This window comes from Streptomyces sp. CNP082 (genome assembly GCF_059570535.1).
In genome coordinates, this window is the sequence record NZ_JCANSZ010000039.1 from 25,876 (window position 1) to 45,518 (window position 19,643).

At 71.8% G+C, this 19,643-nt stretch carries 18 protein-coding genes; 10 read left to right on the top strand and 8 right to left on the bottom strand.

Features of this window, described 5'->3' with window-relative positions; genetic code table 11:
• Positions 1-44 precede the first annotated feature (44 nt).
• Both rarD and B124_RS26175 read right to left on the bottom strand, forming a co-directional pair.
• On the bottom strand, positions 45-1,103 hold the full coding sequence (gene rarD, locus B124_RS26170) for an EamA family transporter RarD (protein WP_496505417.1): 1,059 nt from the start codon (positions 1,101-1,103) through the stop codon (positions 45-47).
• Between the two features lie 95 nt (positions 1,104-1,198).
• Positions 1,199-2,065, bottom strand: a complete 867-nt coding sequence (locus tag B124_RS26175; RefSeq protein WP_496505418.1) for an NAD(P)H-binding protein — start codon at positions 2,063-2,065, stop codon at positions 1,199-1,201.
• 63 nt (positions 2,066-2,128) lie between these two features.
• On the opposite strand from B124_RS26175, the gene B124_RS26180 reads away from it, so the two are divergent.
• Positions 2,129-2,554, top strand: coding sequence for a winged helix-turn-helix transcriptional regulator (locus tag B124_RS26180; RefSeq protein WP_496505419.1), 426 nt, complete (start codon positions 2,129-2,131; stop codon positions 2,552-2,554).
• 75 nt (positions 2,555-2,629) lie between these two features.
• Here B124_RS26180 and B124_RS26185 read toward each other — a convergent pair whose 3' ends face one another.
• From B124_RS26185 to B124_RS26200, 4 genes are all read right to left on the bottom strand, one after another.
• Positions 2,630-3,706 (bottom strand): 2-oxoacid:ferredoxin oxidoreductase subunit beta, encoded by a 1,077-nt coding sequence (locus tag B124_RS26185; protein ID WP_496505420.1) that lies wholly within the window; start codon positions 3,704-3,706, stop codon positions 2,630-2,632.
• Entirely contained in the window at positions 3,699-5,588 is a 1,890-nt protein-coding gene (locus B124_RS26190) for a 2-oxoacid:acceptor oxidoreductase subunit alpha (RefSeq protein WP_496505421.1), read from the bottom strand. Before B124_RS26190 ends, B124_RS26185 begins: the two co-directional genes overlap by 8 nt.
• Before the next feature lie 223 nt (positions 5,589-5,811).
• Positions 5,812-6,471 carry a response regulator transcription factor gene (locus tag B124_RS26195; RefSeq protein ID WP_496505459.1) on the bottom strand — a complete coding sequence of 220 codons (660 nt, stop codon included), beginning with the start codon at positions 6,469-6,471 and terminating at the stop codon, positions 5,812-5,814.
• Positions 6,472-6,884: 413 nt separating this feature from the next.
• Positions 6,885-7,340 (bottom strand): NUDIX domain-containing protein, encoded by a 456-nt coding sequence (locus tag B124_RS26200; RefSeq protein WP_496505422.1) that lies wholly within the window; start codon positions 7,338-7,340, stop codon positions 6,885-6,887.
• Between the two features lie 782 nt (positions 7,341-8,122).
• Here B124_RS26200 and B124_RS26205 point away from each other — a divergent pair.
• Positions 8,123-9,271, top strand: coding sequence for a helix-turn-helix domain-containing protein (locus B124_RS26205; RefSeq protein ID WP_496505423.1), 1,149 nt, complete (start codon positions 8,123-8,125; stop codon positions 9,269-9,271).
• A gap of 587 nt (positions 9,272-9,858) precedes the next feature.
• Here the strand turns inward: B124_RS26205 and B124_RS26210 are convergent.
• Positions 9,859-11,172 carry a sensor histidine kinase gene (locus tag B124_RS26210; RefSeq protein ID WP_496505424.1) on the bottom strand — a complete coding sequence of 438 codons (1,314 nt, stop codon included), beginning with the start codon at positions 11,170-11,172 and terminating at the stop codon, positions 9,859-9,861.
• A 149-nt stretch (positions 11,173-11,321) separates the two neighbouring features.
• Positions 11,322-12,581 carry a sensor histidine kinase gene (locus B124_RS26215; RefSeq protein WP_496505425.1) on the bottom strand — a complete coding sequence of 420 codons (1,260 nt, stop codon included), beginning with the start codon at positions 12,579-12,581 and terminating at the stop codon, positions 11,322-11,324.
• Between the two features lie 291 nt (positions 12,582-12,872).
• Here B124_RS26215 and B124_RS26220 point away from each other — a divergent pair, with 291 nt between their 5' ends.
• From B124_RS26220 to B124_RS26255, 8 genes are read left to right on the top strand one after another with little or no spacing between them, the layout of a single operon-like run.
• On the top strand, positions 12,873-13,265 hold the full coding sequence (locus tag B124_RS26220; protein WP_496505460.1) for an NADH-quinone oxidoreductase subunit A: 393 nt from the start codon (positions 12,873-12,875) through the stop codon (positions 13,263-13,265).
• Entirely contained in the window at positions 13,256-13,870 is a 615-nt protein-coding gene (locus tag B124_RS26225; RefSeq protein WP_496505426.1) for an NADH-quinone oxidoreductase subunit B, read from the top strand. The genes B124_RS26220 and B124_RS26225 overlap by 10 nt, the downstream gene beginning before the upstream one ends.
• The gene (locus tag B124_RS26230; protein ID WP_496505427.1) at positions 13,867-15,006 is read left to right on the top strand and encodes an NADH-quinone oxidoreductase subunit C; all 1,140 of its coding nucleotides are present in this window, start codon (positions 13,867-13,869) and stop codon (positions 15,004-15,006) included. The genes B124_RS26225 and B124_RS26230 overlap by 4 nt, the downstream gene beginning before the upstream one ends.
• Positions 15,003-15,962 carry a complex I subunit 1/NuoH family protein gene (locus B124_RS26235; RefSeq protein WP_496505428.1) on the top strand — a complete coding sequence of 320 codons (960 nt, stop codon included), beginning with the start codon at positions 15,003-15,005 and terminating at the stop codon, positions 15,960-15,962. Before B124_RS26230 ends, B124_RS26235 begins: the two co-directional genes overlap by 4 nt.
• A 45-nt stretch (positions 15,963-16,007) precedes the next feature.
• Positions 16,008-16,553: a 4Fe-4S binding protein gene (locus B124_RS26240; protein ID WP_496505429.1), complete on the top strand. Its 546-nt coding sequence runs from the start codon at positions 16,008-16,010 to the stop codon at positions 16,551-16,553.
• Complete coding sequence (locus B124_RS26245; RefSeq protein WP_496505430.1) at positions 16,550-17,131, top strand: NADH-quinone oxidoreductase subunit J family protein; 582 nt, start codon at positions 16,550-16,552, stop codon at positions 17,129-17,131. The genes B124_RS26240 and B124_RS26245 overlap by 4 nt, the downstream gene beginning before the upstream one ends.
• On the top strand, positions 17,131-17,565 hold the full coding sequence (gene nuoK / locus B124_RS26250) for an NADH-quinone oxidoreductase subunit NuoK (protein ID WP_496505431.1): 435 nt from the start codon (positions 17,131-17,133) through the stop codon (positions 17,563-17,565). Before B124_RS26245 ends, nuoK begins: the two co-directional genes overlap by 1 nt.
• The gene (locus B124_RS26255) at positions 17,562-19,643 is read left to right on the top strand and encodes an NADH-quinone oxidoreductase subunit 5 family protein (RefSeq protein WP_496505432.1); all 2,082 of its coding nucleotides are present in this window, start codon (positions 17,562-17,564) and stop codon (positions 19,641-19,643) included. Before nuoK ends, B124_RS26255 begins: the two co-directional genes overlap by 4 nt.

Sequence of the window (19,643 nt, forward strand, 5' to 3'; positions counted from 1 at the left end):
CAGCGTCGGCACCGCGCGGCCGTCCGCCGCCGGACCCAGACGCCTCACACCGGTCGCGCCGGGTCCGCCGTCTCCGCGCTCGCCCGCGCCGTGTCCGGATCCCCGGCCGCAGCCCCCGCCGCCGGGCTCCCGCCCGCCGGCTCCGCCGGCCGGGCCGCCCGCGCCTCCGCCGCCGCCCGGCGCAGCTCCAGCCGGCCCCGGCGCGCCGTGCGCAGCGCGTCGTACGTGAGCAGCGCCAGCGCCAGCCACACCAGCAGGAAGCCCGCCCAGCGCTCCGCCGGCATCGACTCGTGGAAGTACAGCACGCCCAGCAGGAACTGGAGCGTCGGCGCCAGGTACTGCATCAGCCCGATCGTCGACAGCGGCAGCCGCACCGCCGACGCGCCGAAGCAGATCAGCGGGAACGCCGTGATCACCCCGCAGCTCGCGAGCAGCAGCGCGTGGCCCACGCCCTCCGTGTGGAACGTCGAGTCCCCGCGGGCGCCGAGCACCAGCATGAACACCAGCGCCGGCAGGAACTGCACCGACGTCTCCGCCGCGAACGAATCGATGCCCTCAAGCCCGACCCGCTTCTTGATCAGCCCGTACGTGCCGAAGGAGAACGCCAGCACCAGCGCGATCCACGGCAGCCGGCCGTAGCCCACCGTGAGCACGACCACCGCCGCCGCGCCCACCGCGACCGCGACCCACTGGAGCGCACGCAGCCGCTCCCGCAGCAGCAGCACGCCGAAGGCGATGGTGACGAGGGGGTTGATGAAGTAGCCGAGGGCGGCCTCGACGACGTGGCCGGAGTTGACGGCCCAGATGTAGACGAACCAGTTGACCGTGATCGTCGCCGCCGCGGCCGTGACCAGTCCCACCCGCCGCGGCTCGCGCAGCAGCGGCCGGATCCAGGCCCAGCGGCGCAGCACCAGCAGGAGCAGCACGCACGCGACCAGCGACCACACCATCCGGTTGGCCAGGATCTCCGCGGGGCTCGCGGGCTCCAGCAGCGGCCAGAACAGCGGGATGACACCCCAACTGCCGTACGCGGCGAAGCCGTAGAGGAGCCCGAGGCGCGTCTCGCTCGCCGCGCGCGCCGGAGCTTCACCTGATGACCCCACGGCCGCCCTCCCGTCCCGCAGTCCCACGGCTTGCGCCGTGCTGACGGTAGCGGGCGGAAGGGCCCATTGTCATATCCGTATCAGTATTTGGGTCCTTACGAACGCTGGGCCCTGAGCGCCGCCGCCACCGCGTCCGCCAGCGGTGTCGTCGGCCGGCCGATGAGCCGGGCCAGGTCGCCCGGAGTGGCGGCCAGCAGCCCGCGGGAGATCGCCGCGTCGATGTCGACCAGCATCTCGGCTACCGGCTGCGGCATCCCGGCGTCGAGCAGGGTCCGCAGGTGCGCGTCGGGGGTCAGGTCGCGGTACGTGACCGGGGTGCCGGACTGCCGGGCGACCTCGGCGGCGTACTCCGGCAGGCTCCATGCCGTGTCGCCGCTCAGTTCGTACGCCTCGCCCTCGATGTCCTCGCCGGTCAGCACCGCGACGGCCCCCGCGGCGTAGTCGGCGCGGGCGGCGGAGGCGACCCGGCCGGTGCCCGCGCTGCCGATGACGGCGCCGTGTTCGAGCACGGGGGCGAGGTTCTCGGTGTAGTTCTCGTGGTACCAGCCGTTGCGCAGGAAGGCGTACGGCAGGCCGGAGTCGAGGATCAGCTGCTCGGTGGCCTTGTGCTCGTCCGCCAGCCGGAAGTCGGCCTTCGGCCCGCCCAGGACGCCGGTGTACGCGAGCAGCCCGACGCCCGCCGCGGCGGCGGCCTCGACGACCGCCCGGTGCTGCGGCACCCGCCGCCCCACCTCGCTGCCCGAGACGAACAGCACCCGCTCGCCCGCGCGGAAGGCGTCCGCGAGCGTGGCCGGCTCGTCGTAGTCGGCGATCCGCAGCTCCACGCCGCGCGCCGCGAGGTCCGCGGCCTTGTCCCTGGTGCGTACGACGGCCGCCACGTGCTCCGCGGGCAGTTGCTCCAGCAATCCTGCGATGACGTGCCGACCGAATTGTCCGGTTGCTCCGGTGACGGTGATCTTCATGAGAGTCACCGTAATCTGCACGCTTACGACATGAAAGTACCCACTTCGACGTAAGGTACTGATATGAAAGTAAGCATAGAGGCGGGGGCGGATGCGGTGGACGCGGCAGACTCGGCGCCCCGGCTGCGGGACTTCCCGGACGTGATCACGGCCGACTGCCCCGCCCGGAACATCCTGGAGCACGTCGTCAGCCGCTGGGGCGTGCTGGTGCTGCTGGCGCTGCTGGACGGCACGATGCGGTTCAGCGCGCTGCGGCGGCGGATCGGCGGGGTGAGCGAGAAGATGCTCGCGCAGACCCTGCAGACCCTGGAGCGCGACGGCCTGGTGCTGCGCGAGGCGAAGCCCGTCATCCCGCCGCACGTGGAGTACTCCCTGACGGCGCTCGGCGAGCAGGCGGCCGGGCTGGTACGGCCGTTGGCGATCTGGGCGAACGACATCGTGCCCGAGGTGCACGCGGCGCGCGCCGGATACGACGAGGCCCGGGCCTGATCCCCACGCAGCCGGACCCGGGCCCGCCGTGCGGGCCGGGGTCCGGGTCGGGTCAGCCGGCGGCCGGTCGGCAGCTCAGCCGAGGACCGTCCAGGTGTCGCCGCCCGCGAGCAGTCCGGCCAGGTCGCCCTTGCCCTTCTGCTGCACCGCGTCGTCGAGCTGCTCCGTCATCTCCGCGTCGTACACCTGCCGCTCCACGTCCCGCAGGATGCCGATCGGCGTGTGGTGCAGCGTGTGGGGGTCGGCCAGCCGGGACAGCGCGAAGGCTGTCGTCGGGGTCGCGGCGTGCGCGTCGTGGACGAGGACGTCCGCCTCGTTCCCGGGCGTCACCTCCACGATCTCCAGGTCGCCGGTGGCCGCGTTCCGCACGACGCCCTTGTGCTGGTCGGCGCCGAAGCGGATCGGCTGCCCGTGCTCCAGCCGGATCACCGCCTCCTCGGCCTGCTGGCGGTCCTTGAGCACGTCGAAGGCGTTGTCGTTGAAGATGTTGCAGTTCTGGTAGATCTCGATCAGCGCCGTGCCCGGGTGGGCCGCCGCCGCGCGCAGCGTCGCGGTGAGGTGCTTGCGGTCCGAGTCGACCGTACGGGCCACGAACGACGCCTCCGCGCCGAGCGCCAGCGAGACCGGGTTGAACGGCGCGTCCAGCGAGCCCATCGGCGTGGACTTGGTGACCTTGCCGACCTCGGAGGTCGGCGAGTACTGCCCCTTGGTCAGGCCGTAGATCCGGTTGTTGAAGAGCAGGATCTTGAGGTTGACGTTGCGGCGGAGCGCGTGGATCAGGTGGTTGCCGCCGATGGACAGTGCGTCGCCGTCGCCGGTGACGACCCAGACGGACAGGTCGCGCCGGGTGCTGGCCAGGCCGGTGGCGATGGCCGGGGCGCGGCCGTGGATGGAGTGCATCCCGTAGGTGTTCATGTAGTACGGGAAGCGGGACGAGCAGCCGATGCCGGAGACGAAGACGATGTTCTCCTTGGCCAGCCCCAGCTCCGGCATGAACCCCTGGACGGCGGCGAGGACCGCGTAGTCACCGCAGCCCGGGCACCAGCGCACCTCCTGGTCCGTCTTGAAGTCCTTCATGGACTGCTTGGCTTCGGCCTTGGGGACGAGGGAAAGTGCTTCGATCGCCGTTCCCCCGGCGGTCGTCTCAGCCATTGTCGATGGCCTCCTTGAGGGCGGTGGCGAGCTGCTCGGCCTTGAACGGCATGCCGTTGACCTGGTTGTACGAGAAGGCGTCCACGAGGTAGCGGGCGCGGATCAGGGTCGCGAGCTGGCCGAGGTTCATCTCGGGGACGACGACCTTGTCGTACCCGGCCAGCACCTCGCCGAGGTTGGCCGGGAACGGGTTGAGGTTGCGCAGGTGGGCCTGCGCGATCCGGTCGCCGCCGCGGCGCACGCGGCGTACGGCCGCGGTGATCGGCCCGTACGTCGACCCCCAGCCCAGCACCAGCGTGCGCGCCTTCTCCCCGTCGGGGCCCGCGGGGTCGTCGACCTCGATGTCGGGCACCTCGATGCCGTCGACCTTCGCCTGGCGGGTGCGCACCATCAGGTCGTGGTTGGACGGCGAGTACGAGATGTTGCCCGAGCCGTCCTCCTTCTCGATGCCGCCGATGCGGTGCTCAAGACCCGGGGTGCCGGGGATCGCCCAGGGGCGGGCGAGGGTCTGCGGGTCGCGCTTGTACGGCCAGAAGACCTCGGTGCCGTCGTCCAGCGTGTGGTTCGGCTGGCTGGCGAACTGCACCCGCAGATCGGGCAGTTCGGAGACCTCCGGGATGCGCCAGGGCTCGGAGCCGTTGGCGAGGTAGCCGTCGGAGAGCAGCATCACCGGCGTGCGGTACGTCAGCGCGATCCGGGCCGCGTCCAGGGCCGCCGTGAAGCAGTCGGACGGCGTGGCCGGCGCGACGACGGGCACCGGCGCCTCGCCGTTGCGCCCGTACATCGCCTGGAGCAGGTCCGCCTGCTCGGTCTTGGTGGGCAGCCCGGTCGAGGGGCCGCCGCGCTGGATGTCCACGATCAGCAGCGGCAGCTCCAGCGACACGGCCAGACCCACGGTCTCGGCCTTCAGCGCGACGCCGGGGCCCGAGGTGGTCGTCACGCCCAGCGCGCCGCCGAAGGCGGCGCCGAGCGCGGCGCCGATGCCGGCGATCTCGTCCTCGGCCTGGAAGGTCCGTACGCCGAAGTTCTTGTGGCGGCTCAGCTCGTGCAGGATGTCCGAGGCCGGGGTGATCGGGTACGAGCCGAGGAAGAGCGGCAGGTCCGCCTGCTGGCCGGCGGCGATCAGGCCGTAGGCGAGGGCGAGGTTCCCCGAGATCGAGCGGTACGTGCCGGCGGGGAACGCGGACCCGGCCGGGGCGACCTCGTACGAGACGGCGAAGTCCTCGGTGGTCTCGCCGAAGTTCCACCCCGCCCGGAAGGCGGTGATGTTGGCCTCGGCGATGTCCGGCTTCTTGGCGAACTTCGTCCGCAGGAACTGCTCGGTGCCCTCGGTGGGGCGGTGGTACATCCAGCTCAGCAGGCCGAGAGCGAACATGTTCTTGGAGCGGCCGGCGTCCTTGCGGGAGAGCCCGAACTCCTTGAGCGCCTCGACCGTCAGCGTGGTCAGCGGCACCTCGTGCACGCTGTACCCGTCGAGGGAGCCGTCCTGAAGCGGACTGGCCTCGTACCCCACCTTGGTCATCGCGCGCTTGGTGAACTCGTCGGTGTTGACGATCACTTCGGCGCCGCGCGGGAGGTCGGCGATGTTCGCCTTCAGGGCCGCCGGGTTCATCGCCACCAGGACGTGGGGCGCGTCGCCCGGGGTGAGGATGTCGTGGTCGGCGAAGTGCACCTGGAAACTGGAAACCCCCGGCAGCGTGCCTGCGGGGGCGCGGATCTCGGCGGGGAAGTTCGGGAGCGTCGACAGGTCGTTGCCGAACGACGCGGTCTCCGAGGTGAAGCGGTCCCCGGTCAGTTGCATCCCGTCACCGGAGTCACCGGCGAACCGGATGATCACCCGGTCCAGGCGCTTGACCTCTTTGCTGTTGACCTCGCTGGTCACCTTCGTGGACCTCCCTCGCGGCGGCCGTTCGGGAACGGGATTCCGACCGCCTGACCCAGAGAACATCGTACGTCGGTTAGGTATGCCTTCCCGACTCTGTCCGCAAACTGGACGGTGGCGAGACGTCGAGGTATATCCGTCTTTGTCGCCATCTGTCCCCCGGGGGTCCTCCGCCGCCGGGGGCAATCCCTTGTCACACGGCGAGCCCCCGGTTACAGCGGGTTCAGGAGTTGAGATAAGTGAGGACCGCGAGCACCCGGCGGTGATCTCCCTCACTCGGCGCGAGACCGAGCTTCATGAAGATGTTGCTCACGTGCTTCTCCACCGCGCCGTCGCTCACGACGAGCTGCCCGGCGATCGCGGAGTTCGTCCGCCCCTCGGCCATCAGGCCCAGCACCTCGCGCTCCCGCGGGGTCAGCCCGGCGAGCACGTCCTGCTTGCGGCTGCGGCCCAGCAACTGGGCGACGACCTCCGGGTCGAGCGCCGTACCGCCCTCGGCGACGCGGACGACGGCGTCCACGAACTCGCGGACCTCCGCGACCCGGTCCTTCAGCAGATACCCGACCCCGCGGCTGGAGCCGGCGATCAACTCGGTGGCGTACTGCTCCTCGACGTACTGCGAGAGCACCAGCACGCCGACGTCGGGATGGTCGCGCCGGAGCTGGACGGCCGCGCGGACGCCTTCGTCGGTGTGCGTCGGCGGCATCCGGACGTCGGCGACGACGACGTCCGGCGCGCTGCCCCCGGCGGCCAGCTCGCCGACCGTCTTGACCAGCGCATCGCCGTCGCCGACGCCGGCGACCACCTCGTGCCCCCGGTCGGTGAGCAGCCGGGTGAGCCCCTCCCGGAGCAGCACCGAGTCCTCGGCGATGACCACCCGCACGCTGTCTTCCACCGTTGCCTGCCCCCCATACGAAGATGTGTAGACCTCCAGCATCCCAGGATTCGGCGACGGGGGGAGCCACCGGAGCGGATACCGCGAGGGCGGGGCCGCGTGGGCCTCGCCGGCCGGGCCGTACCAGACGTGCGGGGGTGCCCTTCCCCAGGGGTGGTGACAGGTCTGCATAACGTGGATGCGCGAGCACGACACCGAAGCCGAGGCCGGTACCGGTCAGTCGCCCGCGGCGGGCTGGGTGGTGGCGATGCCCTCGGCCTCCCACCTGCTGAGAACTTCCGACAGGGGTCGGAACACGTGGGCGGGATGCTTTCCCGTGAGTGCCGAGGCATCCGCACGCATGACCGCCAGCGCTGCCATCGCACGGAGCCCGGTTACTGTCTCGTTCGGGGCGAGCGCGGCTAACTCGTCGCGCCCTCCTTGATCAACTGAACGTGAGCCTCGTGCGTCCCTTCTGGGAGTGCGTCCAGCCTGAACCATTTCGCCTCCAGAATCTCGAAGCCATCGGGCTTGAGAGCTCCGCCCACGAGGAGGGCTTCGTACGCGATTTCCACACGCAGCTTGTAGCCGCTGGTCACCTGTACGAGCCGCCCCGGAACGACTTCAAGGCCGGTTTCCTCCCGTACCTCTCGAACAATAGTGTTCTGGAATTCCTCGCTCTTGATCGCGTAACCGGTAGGGAGACCCCACGGCCGATCAGCGGGCCACATGCGATGCTTAAGGAGCAGGACTTCTCCTTCCGTGTTGCGCACCACGCCCGTCACACCAATCATGAACTTGGCGTGCGCGAACCACAGGACTCGCCATTGCAAAGGGCCACGAATGAGCTTCCACAGGCCGGGAACAATTCGCTTCATGCACACCCTTTCGACAGGGCAAGCGCGCCGCGGGCGCTTGCGGTGACAGAGCCAACCTATGCCGCGGGGTGCGGGTCACGCCCAGGATTTGACCCCGCCCTCTCGTGGGCCGTGTCCGCGAACGCGGCCAGGGCGTCACGCACCCACCTCACCGTCTCCCCTTCCGCTCGCAGAACTTGCACGGGAAGGGGCACGGGGGCGGCTGAGCAGTGGGCGGAAAGCAGACCACCTGAGAACGCATGTCCAGCGCTCCGCCCCGCTCGGACCACCAACCCGCCGGAGAGTCCGCGTACGGACGGGTCGGGTCGCCAGCAAGGCTGACCGGTTCCGGGGGCGGCAAGGCCGTCGCCCGGATGTCCGGCCGTCTCGCCGGGGCCGTCACGTCGGGCACTCCACATGCCGGTAGCGGACGACCGGACCGGGCAACGTTCGGTCACGTGCGACCCGACGGCACAACTCAAGGCTGTTGATCGGCCGCTCGCACGCGGGGCACGTTTCCCCGCTCGGCGCGTAGGTCGAGTACTCCTCCTGGTAAGCGTCGGTGTCCGCTCCCGCCCGCTGGCGACTCGCGGGAAGTCTGGTCGTAGCCTTGGCCATTGTCGTCAACCTCCTACCGGTTGGTGACCACTCCCCGGACGTTCGCCCGTCGCGGGGGACCTGTGTCCACCCACCCTTCCCAGTGGCCAGCAGCAGCACCACGGCAGAACTGCCGTATTCAGGCTGCATTTTGGCTGCACGGAGTACCCTGATCAGGGAAGACGGCAGCCGGACGGAGTACGGGCATGGCAGGCAGGCGGAAGCGCTTGGTACAGCGCCGGAGGACATGCGGCCACACACAAGAGTCGTTTGCCGAAGCGATGCGGGTGGATCGCAGCACGGTGCAACGGTGGGAGCGTGGGGAGGTTGAGCCCCAACCGCATCAGCGGCCAAGAATGGCCAAGATTCTTCAAGTCGATCCCGAAGAACTCGACACACTGCTCATGCCTGAGGAACCAGCGCTGCCCGTTCTCAACGAGGACGAGGGCGAAGGTATGGCGCTCACTATCCGTGAAATGTCACGGCGCCTTATCGTGCTGGACAACGAATTGAACGGCTTACCCATTGCAGACGTAGCCGCGCGTTCCTTCAAGAAGGTTCACCGTCGCCTGGGAGAAGGGGGCTACGACCCGAAGACCGAACACGATATTCAAGCAGCGGCAGCCGAGTTGGCCGAAGTTGCCGGATGGGCACTCTTCGACGCCGAGAAACACGGCCCAGCCCGCCGGTTCAACCAAGAATCCTTGTTCTTGGCGAAACTTTCAGGGGATCGGGCGGTTGAGCTACTGGTCATGCAGAACATCGCCATGCAGGCGGGCTGGGTAGGGCGCCCCCGCGAAGAGCTGGCAATCGCACGGTCTGTCATCGAGCAAGGCCGGATCTCCTCCCGCGTTGAAGCCATTTTCAGAGTCCGCGAAGCCAATGGTCTCATCGGGGCAGGGCGAGAATCGGAAGCAATCCGATCATTCGACTGTGCCCGTTCGCTACTTCAAGACAGTGAAACGAGTGGCGACCCTCTTTGGGTCTGGTGGGTTACCACAGACGAGATTGACGGGCATCAGGGATCCGTTTTCCAAGAATCAGGTCAGTGGAAGAAGGGGATTCCCTACCTTCAAAGAGCCATGCGTCAGGAATCAGGAGCAGCAGTAGGCTACAGGGCGATCTCCGCTGTCCGTCTTCTCGGCTGTTTCCTGGGAGTGCAGGCATGGCGGGATGCCGAAGACTTGGCAGAGTCAATCATCCCCATCGTTGGGGAGACTTCGTCTGCCCGCACGCTTAGGCTGCTCAGCGACACCGCGCAGAATGGGAAGTACATGCACGCTGCCCCGAGCAACCTACGGGACGCACTAGACCACATCGAATCCTCGATAAGCGAAGACCCGTATAAAATCTGATCAAGCAGTCAGGAATGAAGGGTGGCCCCCGACAGCCACCCAGCAAGGGCCAGCGATCGGGGGCCATGGAGTCAGAAGTTCCCGGGATAGCCGCACATAGCGTCCGCTACCGCAAGGATGGCGAAGCCCCGGCACCCAACATGGAATGTTGAAATCGCGGCCGAGCGGTACTACCCCACGCGAAGGTCGCCGCGAGCGGGGAGGCGCGCGGCGGCCCTGGGGTGGCGTGGGGCCGTCCCGGGGCGGCGTCGCGAGCTGGGGGGAGTCGGGGAGAGCCGGGGGGAGTGGGTCGGATCCGCCGAGGGAGCGCGGGCGCGGAGCCGGCCGCGGCCGGGTGCCGCGGCGTCCGGCGCGGGCGTGCGGCGTGCGGGCGCGGGGAGCCGGGCTTGTAGGCCCGGGCGGTCACCTGCGGGGTGTTGCCGTGGCCAGGGCGGTGGGTCCGGCGGTTGTCTGGGCGGTGTTGCCGCGCCCCGCGCCCCGCGGGCCGGGCCCGTAGCCGGGCTCGGGCGGCGAGCCCGGTCGGTGCTGCGCGGCGTTGCCGCGCCCCGCGGCGGGCCCCGGCGGTCACTTGCGCGGCGTCGCCGCGCTCACGCCCGCCAGGGCAGCTCCGCCGTGACCACCGTCGGGCCGCCGGGCGGCGAGTCGACGACCAGCAGCCCGTCCACCGAGCCCAGCCGCTCCGCAAGACCCGCCAGACCCGAGCCCGCGTCCAGCCGCGCGCCGCCCCGGCCGTCGTCCGTCACCTGAATCATCAGCCGGCCCTCCGCGCGCCACAGGTCCACCATGGCCCGGCTCGCGCCGCTGTGCTTGCTGATGTTCTGCAGCAGCTCCGAGGTCGTGTAGTACGCGATGCCCTCGATCGACTGCGCGGGCCGCTCCAGCAGGTCCACCGTCACCGACACCGGCACCGTGCAGCGGGCGGCGACGGCCGACAGCGCGGGGCCCAGGCCGCGGTCGGTGAGGATCGCCGGGTGGATGCCGCGGGCCAGGTCGCGCAGCTCCTGGAGCGCCAGCTTCACCTCGCCGTGCGCCTCGTCGACCATCAGGGCCGCGGCCTCCGGGTCCTCCAGCAGCTTCTCCTTCGCCAGCCCCAGGTCCATCGCCAGGGCCACGAGCCGGGCCTGCGCGCCGTCGTGCAGATCCCGCTCGATGCGCCGCAGGTCCGCCGCCGCCGTGTCGACCACGACGCCGCGGTCCGTCTCCAGCTCCTGCACCCGGGTCGCCAGCTTCGACGGGCCCAGCAGCCCGACGACCATCAGCCGGTCCACGTACGACAGGCCGCGCACCACCCACGGCGAGGCGAGCACGAGCACCGCGCCGACGCCGACCGCGAAGAGCTGCTCCGGCGGCGAGTCCAGATACCAGCCGTTGCCGTCCCCGTCCCCGTACACCTGGAGGCCGTCGGTGCCCCAGCCCGCCGGGGTCCACTGCCACAGCGGGTACGTGACCAGCGACCAGCTCAGGAACATCACCGACACCGAGACGGCGAACGCGAACACCGCCCAGAACAGGTGCAGCAGCCCGTAGACCACGGCCCGCCACGACTCGCCGCTGCGGAACAGCGACCCGACCCAGCCCATGAACCCGGAGGCCCGCCGGTGCAGCGGCTCCGGCTCGTCGATGTGCAGGTCCAGCAGCAGTCGCGCGCGTGCCCGCTCGAAGTAGCCCACGCCGCGGCAGCCCGCCAGCAGCCCGGCGAGCACGGGGACGCCGAGGAACGTGATCAGCAGGCCGACGCCCAGCGACAGCATCGTGATCGTGTAGACGAAGAACACGATCGACAGCGGCAGGCTGAGCAGGTGGAAGAGGAACTCGCGCCAGGTGCGTGCCTCGAAGGGGGCACGCAGCGCGAGGGGAAGCCGCGGGCGGCGGGCCTCGGGAGCGTACGCGGTGCTGTCCATCGTCGGAAGTCCTTCTGCCGGAGCGCTGTGAGGTCTGTCGACCCTGTGCTTCCAGCCTCCCCGGCGGGGGCGCCGCGGGCCATGGAGCAGGTCGGTCTGTCGGTACGGGGGAAAACCCCACCACCGTCGGTGGAACTGCGCGGGTGGGTCTACGCGCGCGCCTGCGCCTGGGACTCGCGGTTGCGCCAGGGCAGTTCGGCGGTGACGACCGTGGGACCGCCCTCCGGCGAGTCGACGACCAGCAGCCCGTCCACCGAGCCCAGCCGCTCCGTCAGCCCCGAAAGGCCCGTTCCGCCGTCCAGCCGGGCGCCGCCCTTCCCGTCGTCGGTGACCTGCACCATGATGCGCCCCTCCGCCCGCCACACGTCGGCGCTGGCGGACATCGCGCCGCTGTGCTTGCTGATGTTCTGCAGCAGCTCGGAGACCGTGTAGTACGCGATGCCCTCGATGGCCTGCGCCGGGCGGTCCTTGAGGTCGACGGTCACCGACACCGGCACGGTGCAGCGGGCGGCGACGGCCGACAGCGCGGGGCCCAGGCCGCGGTCGGTGAGGATCGCCGGGTGGATGCCGCGCGCCAGGTCGCGCAGCTCCTCCAGGGCGAGCTTCACCTCGCCGTGCGCCTCGCCGACCATCTGGGCCGCCGCCTCCGGGTCCTCCAGCAGCTTCTCCTTCGCCAGCCCCAGCCCCATGGCCAGGGCCACGAGCCGGGCCTGCGCGCCGTCGTGCAGATCCCGCTCGATGCGCCGCAGGTCCGCCGCCGCCGTGTCCACCACGACCCCTCGGTTCTCCTCCAGCTCCTTGATCCGCCGCTCCAGCGAGTCGGACGGCCCCAGCAGCCCGCGGACCATCGCCCGGTCCACCTCCGTCAGCCCGCGCGCCAGCCACGGCAGCAGCGGCCACAGGACGAACAGCGAGACCATCGTCACGCCGAAGGTGAAGACCCCCCACGGCAGCCGCATCAGGCTGTAGAGCGTCGTGCGCCAGCCCACCGGGTCCTTCAGTGTCGCCCACAGCCACGGCAGGAAGCCCCCGTACGTGCTGCGCCGGATCGGCGTCGGCGCCTCGACGTGCACGCCGAGCAGCGCGCGCGCCCGCGCGCGCTCCCACGAACCGATCCCGCGCGCGCCGGTCAGCCCCGCGGCCAGCAGCGGCAGGCCGATCACGGTGATCGACAGCACCGCGCCGGCGTACAGCCAGATCGAGACGTAGGTGAAGGCGAAGATCGCCAGGGGGAGGTTCACCAGCAGGTGCACGATCTCAAGCCAGGTCCTGCCGCTCAGCGGCGGGTGCGGCGGGGGCAGCGGCTCGGCGTCGCGCGACGTGGCCAGCGGCGCGAGCGGCGGGCGCGGCGGCGGCAGCGGCGGGCGCGGCCTGGCCAGCGGCGCCGCACCGGGGCGGCTGTGGGTCATCCTCCCAGGGTGCCGCGTCGGAGCGCGGCGGCGCCATGGGGGGTGTGGGGGGAACGTACGGGGGTTAACCCCACCCGTATCGGAGAATGCTCCGTTTCGGCCGCGGCCGTGGGGCCGGTGGGGCGGGTGCGGGGCCAGCGGCGATCCCGGCGCGCAGGAAGTGGCGCACACGGGAGGGGCACAGCGCGCGGGGCAGGGCCTACACTCCTTGCCCGTACAGGTCGATGCCTGACCGAATGCCCACGGGCCATCCAGCCACAGCAGCCAGGGAGCGAAGCGGACGTGCCGGACATGCTCGCCGCCGACGCCGTTGCCGCCGGGTACTTCGACGGCTACGGGGTGGTCGGCCTCGTCGCCGTGCTGGGCCTGCTCCTCGTCGTGGTCGCCTTCGGCGGCGCCCGGCTGCTGCGGCCCGCGGTGCCGACACCCGAGAAGCTGCTGACGTACGAGTGCGGGGTGGACCCGGTCGGGGAGGGCTGGGCGCACACGCAGGTCCGCTACTACGTGTACGCCTTCCTGTACGTGATCTTCGCCGTCGACGTCATCTTCCTCTTCCCCTGGGCGACGGTCTTCGCGGCGCCGGGGTACGGGGCGGTGACGCTGGTGGAGATGTTCATCTTCCTCGGCTTCCTCGCCGTGGGCCTGCTGTACGCGTGGAAGAAGGGCGTCCTGGAATGGACCTGAACCCCGTGCGGCCCGCGCAGCGCGTGGGCGTCCTGCAGCGGCTGGCGCCGCAGCCGATGAAGGTCGTGCTCAACTGGGGCCGCCGCTACAGCCTGTGGGTCTTCAACTTCGGCCTCGCCTGCTGCGCGATCGAGTTCATCGCCACCTCGATGGCCCGGCACGACTTCATCCGCTTCGGCGTCATCCCGTTCGCGCCGGGCCCGCGGCAGGCGGACCTGATGGTGGTGTCCGGCACGGTCACGGACAAGATGGCGCCGTCGGTGAAGCGGCTGTACGAGCAGATGCCGGAGCCGAAGTACGTGATCTCCTTCGGCGCGTGCTCCAACTGCGGCGGCCCGTACTGGGACTCGCACGTGGTGACGAAGGGCGTGGACCAGATCATCCCGGTGGACGTGTACGTGCCGGGGTGCCCGCCGCGGCCGGAGGCGCTGCTGCAGGGGATCCTGAAGCTGCAGGAGAAGATCGCGCGGGAGTCGCTGGAGGAGCGGTACGGGAACGGGGCGGCCGGTCCCGGCGCCTCCGCGGCGGCGCTGACCAGCGGTCTGGTGCAGCCGCCTGACGGGGGCGGCCCGGTGCAGCCGCCGGCCGGGGAGGGCGGCAGATGACCGAGCCGGGGGAGGCGGAGCCGGACGAGGCCGCCCGGGTCGGCTGGCTGCCGCGGCCGGCGGAGGAGCTGTTCGGCCCGGGAGCGGTGGCCAGCGAGGCGTACGAGGTCCTGACCGTGGACGTACCGCCCGCCGCCTGGACCGCGGCGCTGCAGACCGCCCGTGACGAACTGGGCTGCACGTTCTTCGACTGGCTCAGCGCCGTCGACGAACCGGAGGAGGGCTTCCGCATCGCCGCCCACGTCGTCGCGGTCGGTACCCCGCCGCGCCGGCTGCTGCTCCGTACGACGGCGCCGCACGCGGCGCCGGCGCTGGCGACGGCGACGGGCGTGTACGCGGGGGCGGCGTGGCACGAGCGGGAGACGCACGAGATGTTCGGCGTCGGCTTCCCCGGCCACCCGCACCTGGTGCCGCTGCTGCTGCCGGAGGAGTTCGAGGGCCACCCGCTGCGGAAGGACTTCGTCCTGGCGGCCCGGGTGGCGAAGGCGTGGCCGGGCGCGAAGGAACCGGGCGAGCCCCACGACGGCGGCCCCAAACGCCGCCAGATGCAGCCCCCGGGCGTCCCCGACCCGAACGACTGGGGCCCCCAGAAGGGCCAACTCCCCCCGGCCCCGGCCCGCACCCCGCGCCGCGCGGCCCCCCGCCGAGCCCGCTCGGCGGGGGGCGGCTCGGCGTCGCAGCGAACCGCGGGCGGCGGCCCAGCGGAGGCGGCCGGCGGGTCAGCGGAGGGGACCGGGCCGACGGCGCCCCCGTCCGACGCGACACCCGGCGAAGCGGGGCCGGGCCGCCCGACGCGCGGTGCACGGCGCACCCGCTCGGCGAGCGAGGGCTCGGCGTCGCAGCGGGCCGCGGACGGAGGGTCCACGGAGGGGGCTGGGCCGACGGCACCGACGGCCGACGCGGAGGGCGCGGCGTCGGCCGTCGCCGAGGGCCCGGCACGCGGCGCCCGGCGTGCTCGCTCGGCGAGCGAGGGTTCCGCCTCGCAGCGGGGCGGCGGTGGCGGGGCCGCTCCGGCGGAGGGGGCGCCGCGACCCCGTACCCGTACGCCCGACGCCCCGTGGCAACACCCGCGTCCCGACGACGAGTCGCCCCCGCCCGCCGCAGGCGACGCCGCCGGCGAAGGCGGTGAGTCGTGAACGACGTGTTCGAGACCCTGCTCACGCTGCTTGCCGTGCTCGTCGTCTTCCTGCTCTTCCCGCTCGTCGTCGGCCAGACCGAGCACAAGGTCATGGCCCACATGCAAGGCCGCGTAGGCCCCATGTACGCCGGCGGCTTCCACGGCTGGGCCCAGCTCGTCGCCGACGGCGTCAAGTTCGTGCAGAAGGAGGACGTCGTCCCCGCCGGTGCCGACCGGCGGGTCTTCCAGCTCGCCCCCGCCGTCGCGCTCCTGCCGTACCTCGTCGTCCTCGTCGCCATCCCCTTCGCCCCCGACGGCGGCGTCGGGGAGGCCCTCGACGCCGGGATCTTCTTCGTGCTGGCCGTCATGGGCGTCGGCGTGCTCGGCTCCCTCATGGGCGGCTGGGCGTCCGCCAACAAGTACTCGCTCCTCGGCGGCCTCCGCACCGCCGCGCAACTGCTCGCCTACGAGCTGCCCATGCTGCTCGCCGCCGCCTCCGTCGCCATGGCCGCCGGGACGGTGTCCCTCGTCGGGATCACGGACGGCTTCGAGTGGTGGTGGCTGCCGTGGCAGCTCGTCGGCGGCTTCGTGTTCTTCACCGCCGGGCTCGCCGAGCTGCAACGGCCGCCGTTCGACGCCCCCGTCGCCGACTCGGAGATCATCTTCGGCGCGTACACCGAGTACTCCGGGCTGCGCTTCGCGCTGTTCCTGCTCGCCGAGTACGCCGGCATCGTCGTGCTCAGCGCGCTGACAGCCGTGCTCTTCCTCGGCGGCTGGCACGGCCCGTACGCCGACGGGCTCGGCTGGTTGTGGACGCTGCTGAAGACCGGCATCCTCGCCTTCGCCGTGATCTGGCTGCGCGTCACGTACCCCCGGCTGCGCGAGGACCAGCTCCAGCGCTTCGCCTGGACGACCCTCATCCCGCTCGCGCTCGCGCAGATCGCGCTGACCGGCATCGTGAAGGTGGTGATCTGACCGGTGAAGGGGCTCGCCAAGGGGCTTGCGGTCACGCTGCGTACGATGACGCGCCGCTCGCACACCGCCCACTACCCCGACGCCCTGCCCGCGCTGCCGCCGCGCAGCCGCGGCGTCATCGCGCTGTTCGACGAGAACTGCACCGTCTGCATGCTGTGCGCCCGTGAGTGCCCGGACTGGTGCATCTACATCGACTCGCACAAGGAGACCGTGCCGCCCGCCGCCCCCGGCGGCCGGGAGCGCAGCCGCAACGTGCTCGACCGGTTCGCGATCGACTTCGCGCTGTGCATGTACTGCGGGATCTGCATCGAAGTCTGCCCGTTCGACGCGCTTTTCTGGTCACCGGAGTTCGAGTACGCGGAGACCGATATCCACGAGCTGATCCACGAGCGGGAGCGGCTGCGGGACTGGATGTGGACGGTGCCGGTGCCGCCCGCGCTGGATCCGGCGGGGGAGGAGCCGAAGGAGCTGGGCGCGGCGCGCAAGGCGGCGGAGAAGGCGGAGGCCGCGCGGGTACGGGACACGGGAGGGCCGGCGGCGGGGGAGCGGGCGGCAGGGGAGCCGGCGGCGGGGGAAGGCGACGACGCATGACGTTCGCCGCCGAGTCCCACGGCTTCCTGTCGCCCACCGGCGTCGAGGTCGTCTTCCTCCTCACCGGCCTCGTGACCCTCGGCGCCGCCGTGATCACCGTGACCACGCGGCAGTTGGTGCACGCCGCCCTGTGGCTGGTGGTCGCGCTCGGCGGGCTGGCGGTCGAGTACCTGCTGCTGACCGCCGAGTTCGTGGCCTGGGTGCAGGTGCTGATCTACGTCGGCTCCGTGGTCGTGCTGCTGCTCTTCGGGCTGATGCTGACCCGGGCGCCGATAGGCCGCTCGCCGGACGCCGACTCGGGCAACCGGTGGGTGGCGCTGGGCGTGGCGGGCGCGGCGGCGGTGCTGCTGGTGACGCTGGTCGTGGACGCGTTCCGTACGACATGGGCCGACCTGGACGAGCCCAGGGGCACGACCGATCTGCTGGGGGCCAGCGTCTTCCGGCACTGGGTGCTGCCGTTCGAGGCGCTGTCGGTGCTGCTGCTGGCGGCGCTGGTGGGTGCGATCGTGCTGTCCCGCAAGCACGGCGGGGCCGCGGCCGGGGACGGCGCAGCCGGCGACGAGGGCGGGGAGGGCTGATGCATCTCGCGTATCCGGCGGTGCTGGCGGCGCTGCTGTTCTGCGTCGGCCTCTACGGCGTACTGGCCCGGCGCAACGCCATCCTGGTGCTGATGTCCGTCGAGCTGATGCTCAACGCCGTCAACCTCAACCTCGTCGCCTTCGACGTCTGGCTCCGCGACACCCTGCGCGCCGGGCAGTCGTTCACGCTGTTCATCATCGCGGTGGCCGCGGCCGAGATCGGCATCGGGCTGGCCATCGTGCTGATGGTGTACCGCAACCGGGGCACCTCCGCCGTCGACAGCCTGCGTGACCTCGCGGACACGGACGTCCCGGGCGGTACGGACCCGGGCGCCGGCACGGGAACGGACCCGGGCGCCGGCGCGGAAGCCGAAGCCGGCGCCGGGCCGGGGGAGTCCGGGACCGCGTCGAAGAAGGCCGAGGCCACCGCGTGACCATCACCACCCTCGCCGCCCTCGTCCCGCTGCTGCCCTTCCTCGGCGCCGTCGCCGGCCTGCTCCTGGGCCGCCGCTCGCCGGGCATGGTGCAGCCGCTGGCGGTGCTGCCGTCCGTGACCGCCGCCGTGCTCGCCGCCGTCGTCGCGGTCCGGCAGGGCGGCGACGAGCCGGTGACCGCCGCCACCGAGCTGACCCCGACCGGCTCCGTGCCCGTCGACCTGGCGCTGCACCTGGACGGCATGGCCGTGCTGATCGCCGTCCTCGTCGGCGTCGTCGCCACGTGCGTGCAGGTCTACTCGACCGGTTACCTGCGCGACGACCCGCGCTACTCCTCGTACGCCGCCCTCGTCTCCCTCTTCACCGCCGCGATGTTCCTCGTCGTCTACTCCGGCGACCTGATGGTGCTGCTGGTCGGCTGGGAGGTCATGGGCATCTGCTCGTACTTCCTCATCGGCCACTACTGGGACACCGAGGTCGCACGCGCCGCCTCGCTCAAGGCGTTCCTGGTCACCAAACTGGGCGACGTCCCCTTCCTCTTCGGCATCTTCGCGCTCGCCGCCGACGCCGGTACGTTCCGCATCGAGGGCGTCCTGAACGCGGCCGTCTCCGGCGACGGCATCGCCCACCCCACGCTCATCGCGCTGCTGCTGCTCGCCGGGGTCGCGGGCAAGTCCGCGCAGTTCCCGCTGCACACCTGGCTGCCCGACGCGATGGCCGGCCCCACGCCGGTCTCCGCGCTGATCCACGCGGCGACGATGGTCGCCGCCGGCGTGTACGTCGTGGCCCGGCTGCTGCCCGTCTTCGCCGCCTCGGCCGCCGCGCTGGTGGTGCTGGCGGTCGTGGCCGCCGTCACCATGGTCGGATCCGCGCTGGCCGCGCTGGCGCAGGACGACATCAAACGCGTCCTCGCGTACTCGACCGTCGGGCAGCTCGGCTACATGACCGGCGCGCTGGCCGTCGGCTCCCGGGACGCCGCCGTCTTCCACCTCCTCTCACACGGCGCCTTCAAGGCGCTGCTCTTCCTCGCCGCGGGCGTGGTCATCCACGCCATGGGCACCAACTCGCTGGCGGCGATGGCCCGGATGGGCGGCCTGCGCGAGCGCGCGCCGGACGCCTTCTGGACGATGACCGTCGCCCTCCTCGCCCTCGCCGCCATCCCGCCCTTCGCCGGCTTCTTCTCCAAGGAGGCGATCCTCGCCGCCGCGGAGCACACGGCCACCGGGCACGCCGACGGCGTGCCGGCCGGGGTCGGCTGGACCGTTCTCGTCGCCGGACTGGCCACCGCCCTGCTCACCGCGGCCTACGCCGCCCGGCTCTGGCTCCTCGCCGCCGCACCGGCACCGCCGGCACGAGCCGCCGCGGACACCGTCCCCGAGGCAGGCGTCCCCGAGGCCGGCGTCCCCGGTGCCGGGCACCCCGTGCGCACCCCCGTGGTCATGAACGCCGTGCTGTGGGTGCTCTTCCTCCCGACCGCCGCCTTCGGCCTCGCCGTCGGCCGGCTTCCCGGCTGGCTCGACGACGAGACCCTCACCCCGACGCTCGCCACCGCCGTCCTCGGCACCGGGCTGGCGCTCGTCGGCATGCTGGCGACGTACGCGGCGTGGAAGCAGACCGCCGGGGCCGCCGCCCGCGTCCCCGTCGGCGCGGTCACCGCCCACCCCGACGAAGAGCCCGCCCTCACCGAGGCGGTGGCGGAGGACACCCACGACGCGGTGTACGGCAGCCCGGCCCAGGAGGGCGCCGCCGCGTCGGGCGCCGCCCCCGACGGCACCGCCACGGACCCCGGCCGGATCCTGCTCGGCCCCGCCCTCTACCGGCACGCCGCCGCCGGCTTCCACGCCGACGCCCTGTACGCCGCCCTCTTCGTCCGCCCGGTACGGGCCGCGGCCCGCCTGGTCCGCTTCCTGGACCGGGAAGTCGTCGACACCTACGTACGCGGCGCCGGCACCGCGCCCCGGTGGCTCGGCGCCGCCGTCCGCCGCGCCCAGACCGGCAACGTGCAGAGCTACCTCAGCGCGCTGCTCGGCGGCGCGCTCGTCCTGGCCGTCGCCGTCGTCGCCGCCACCAGAGGCTGA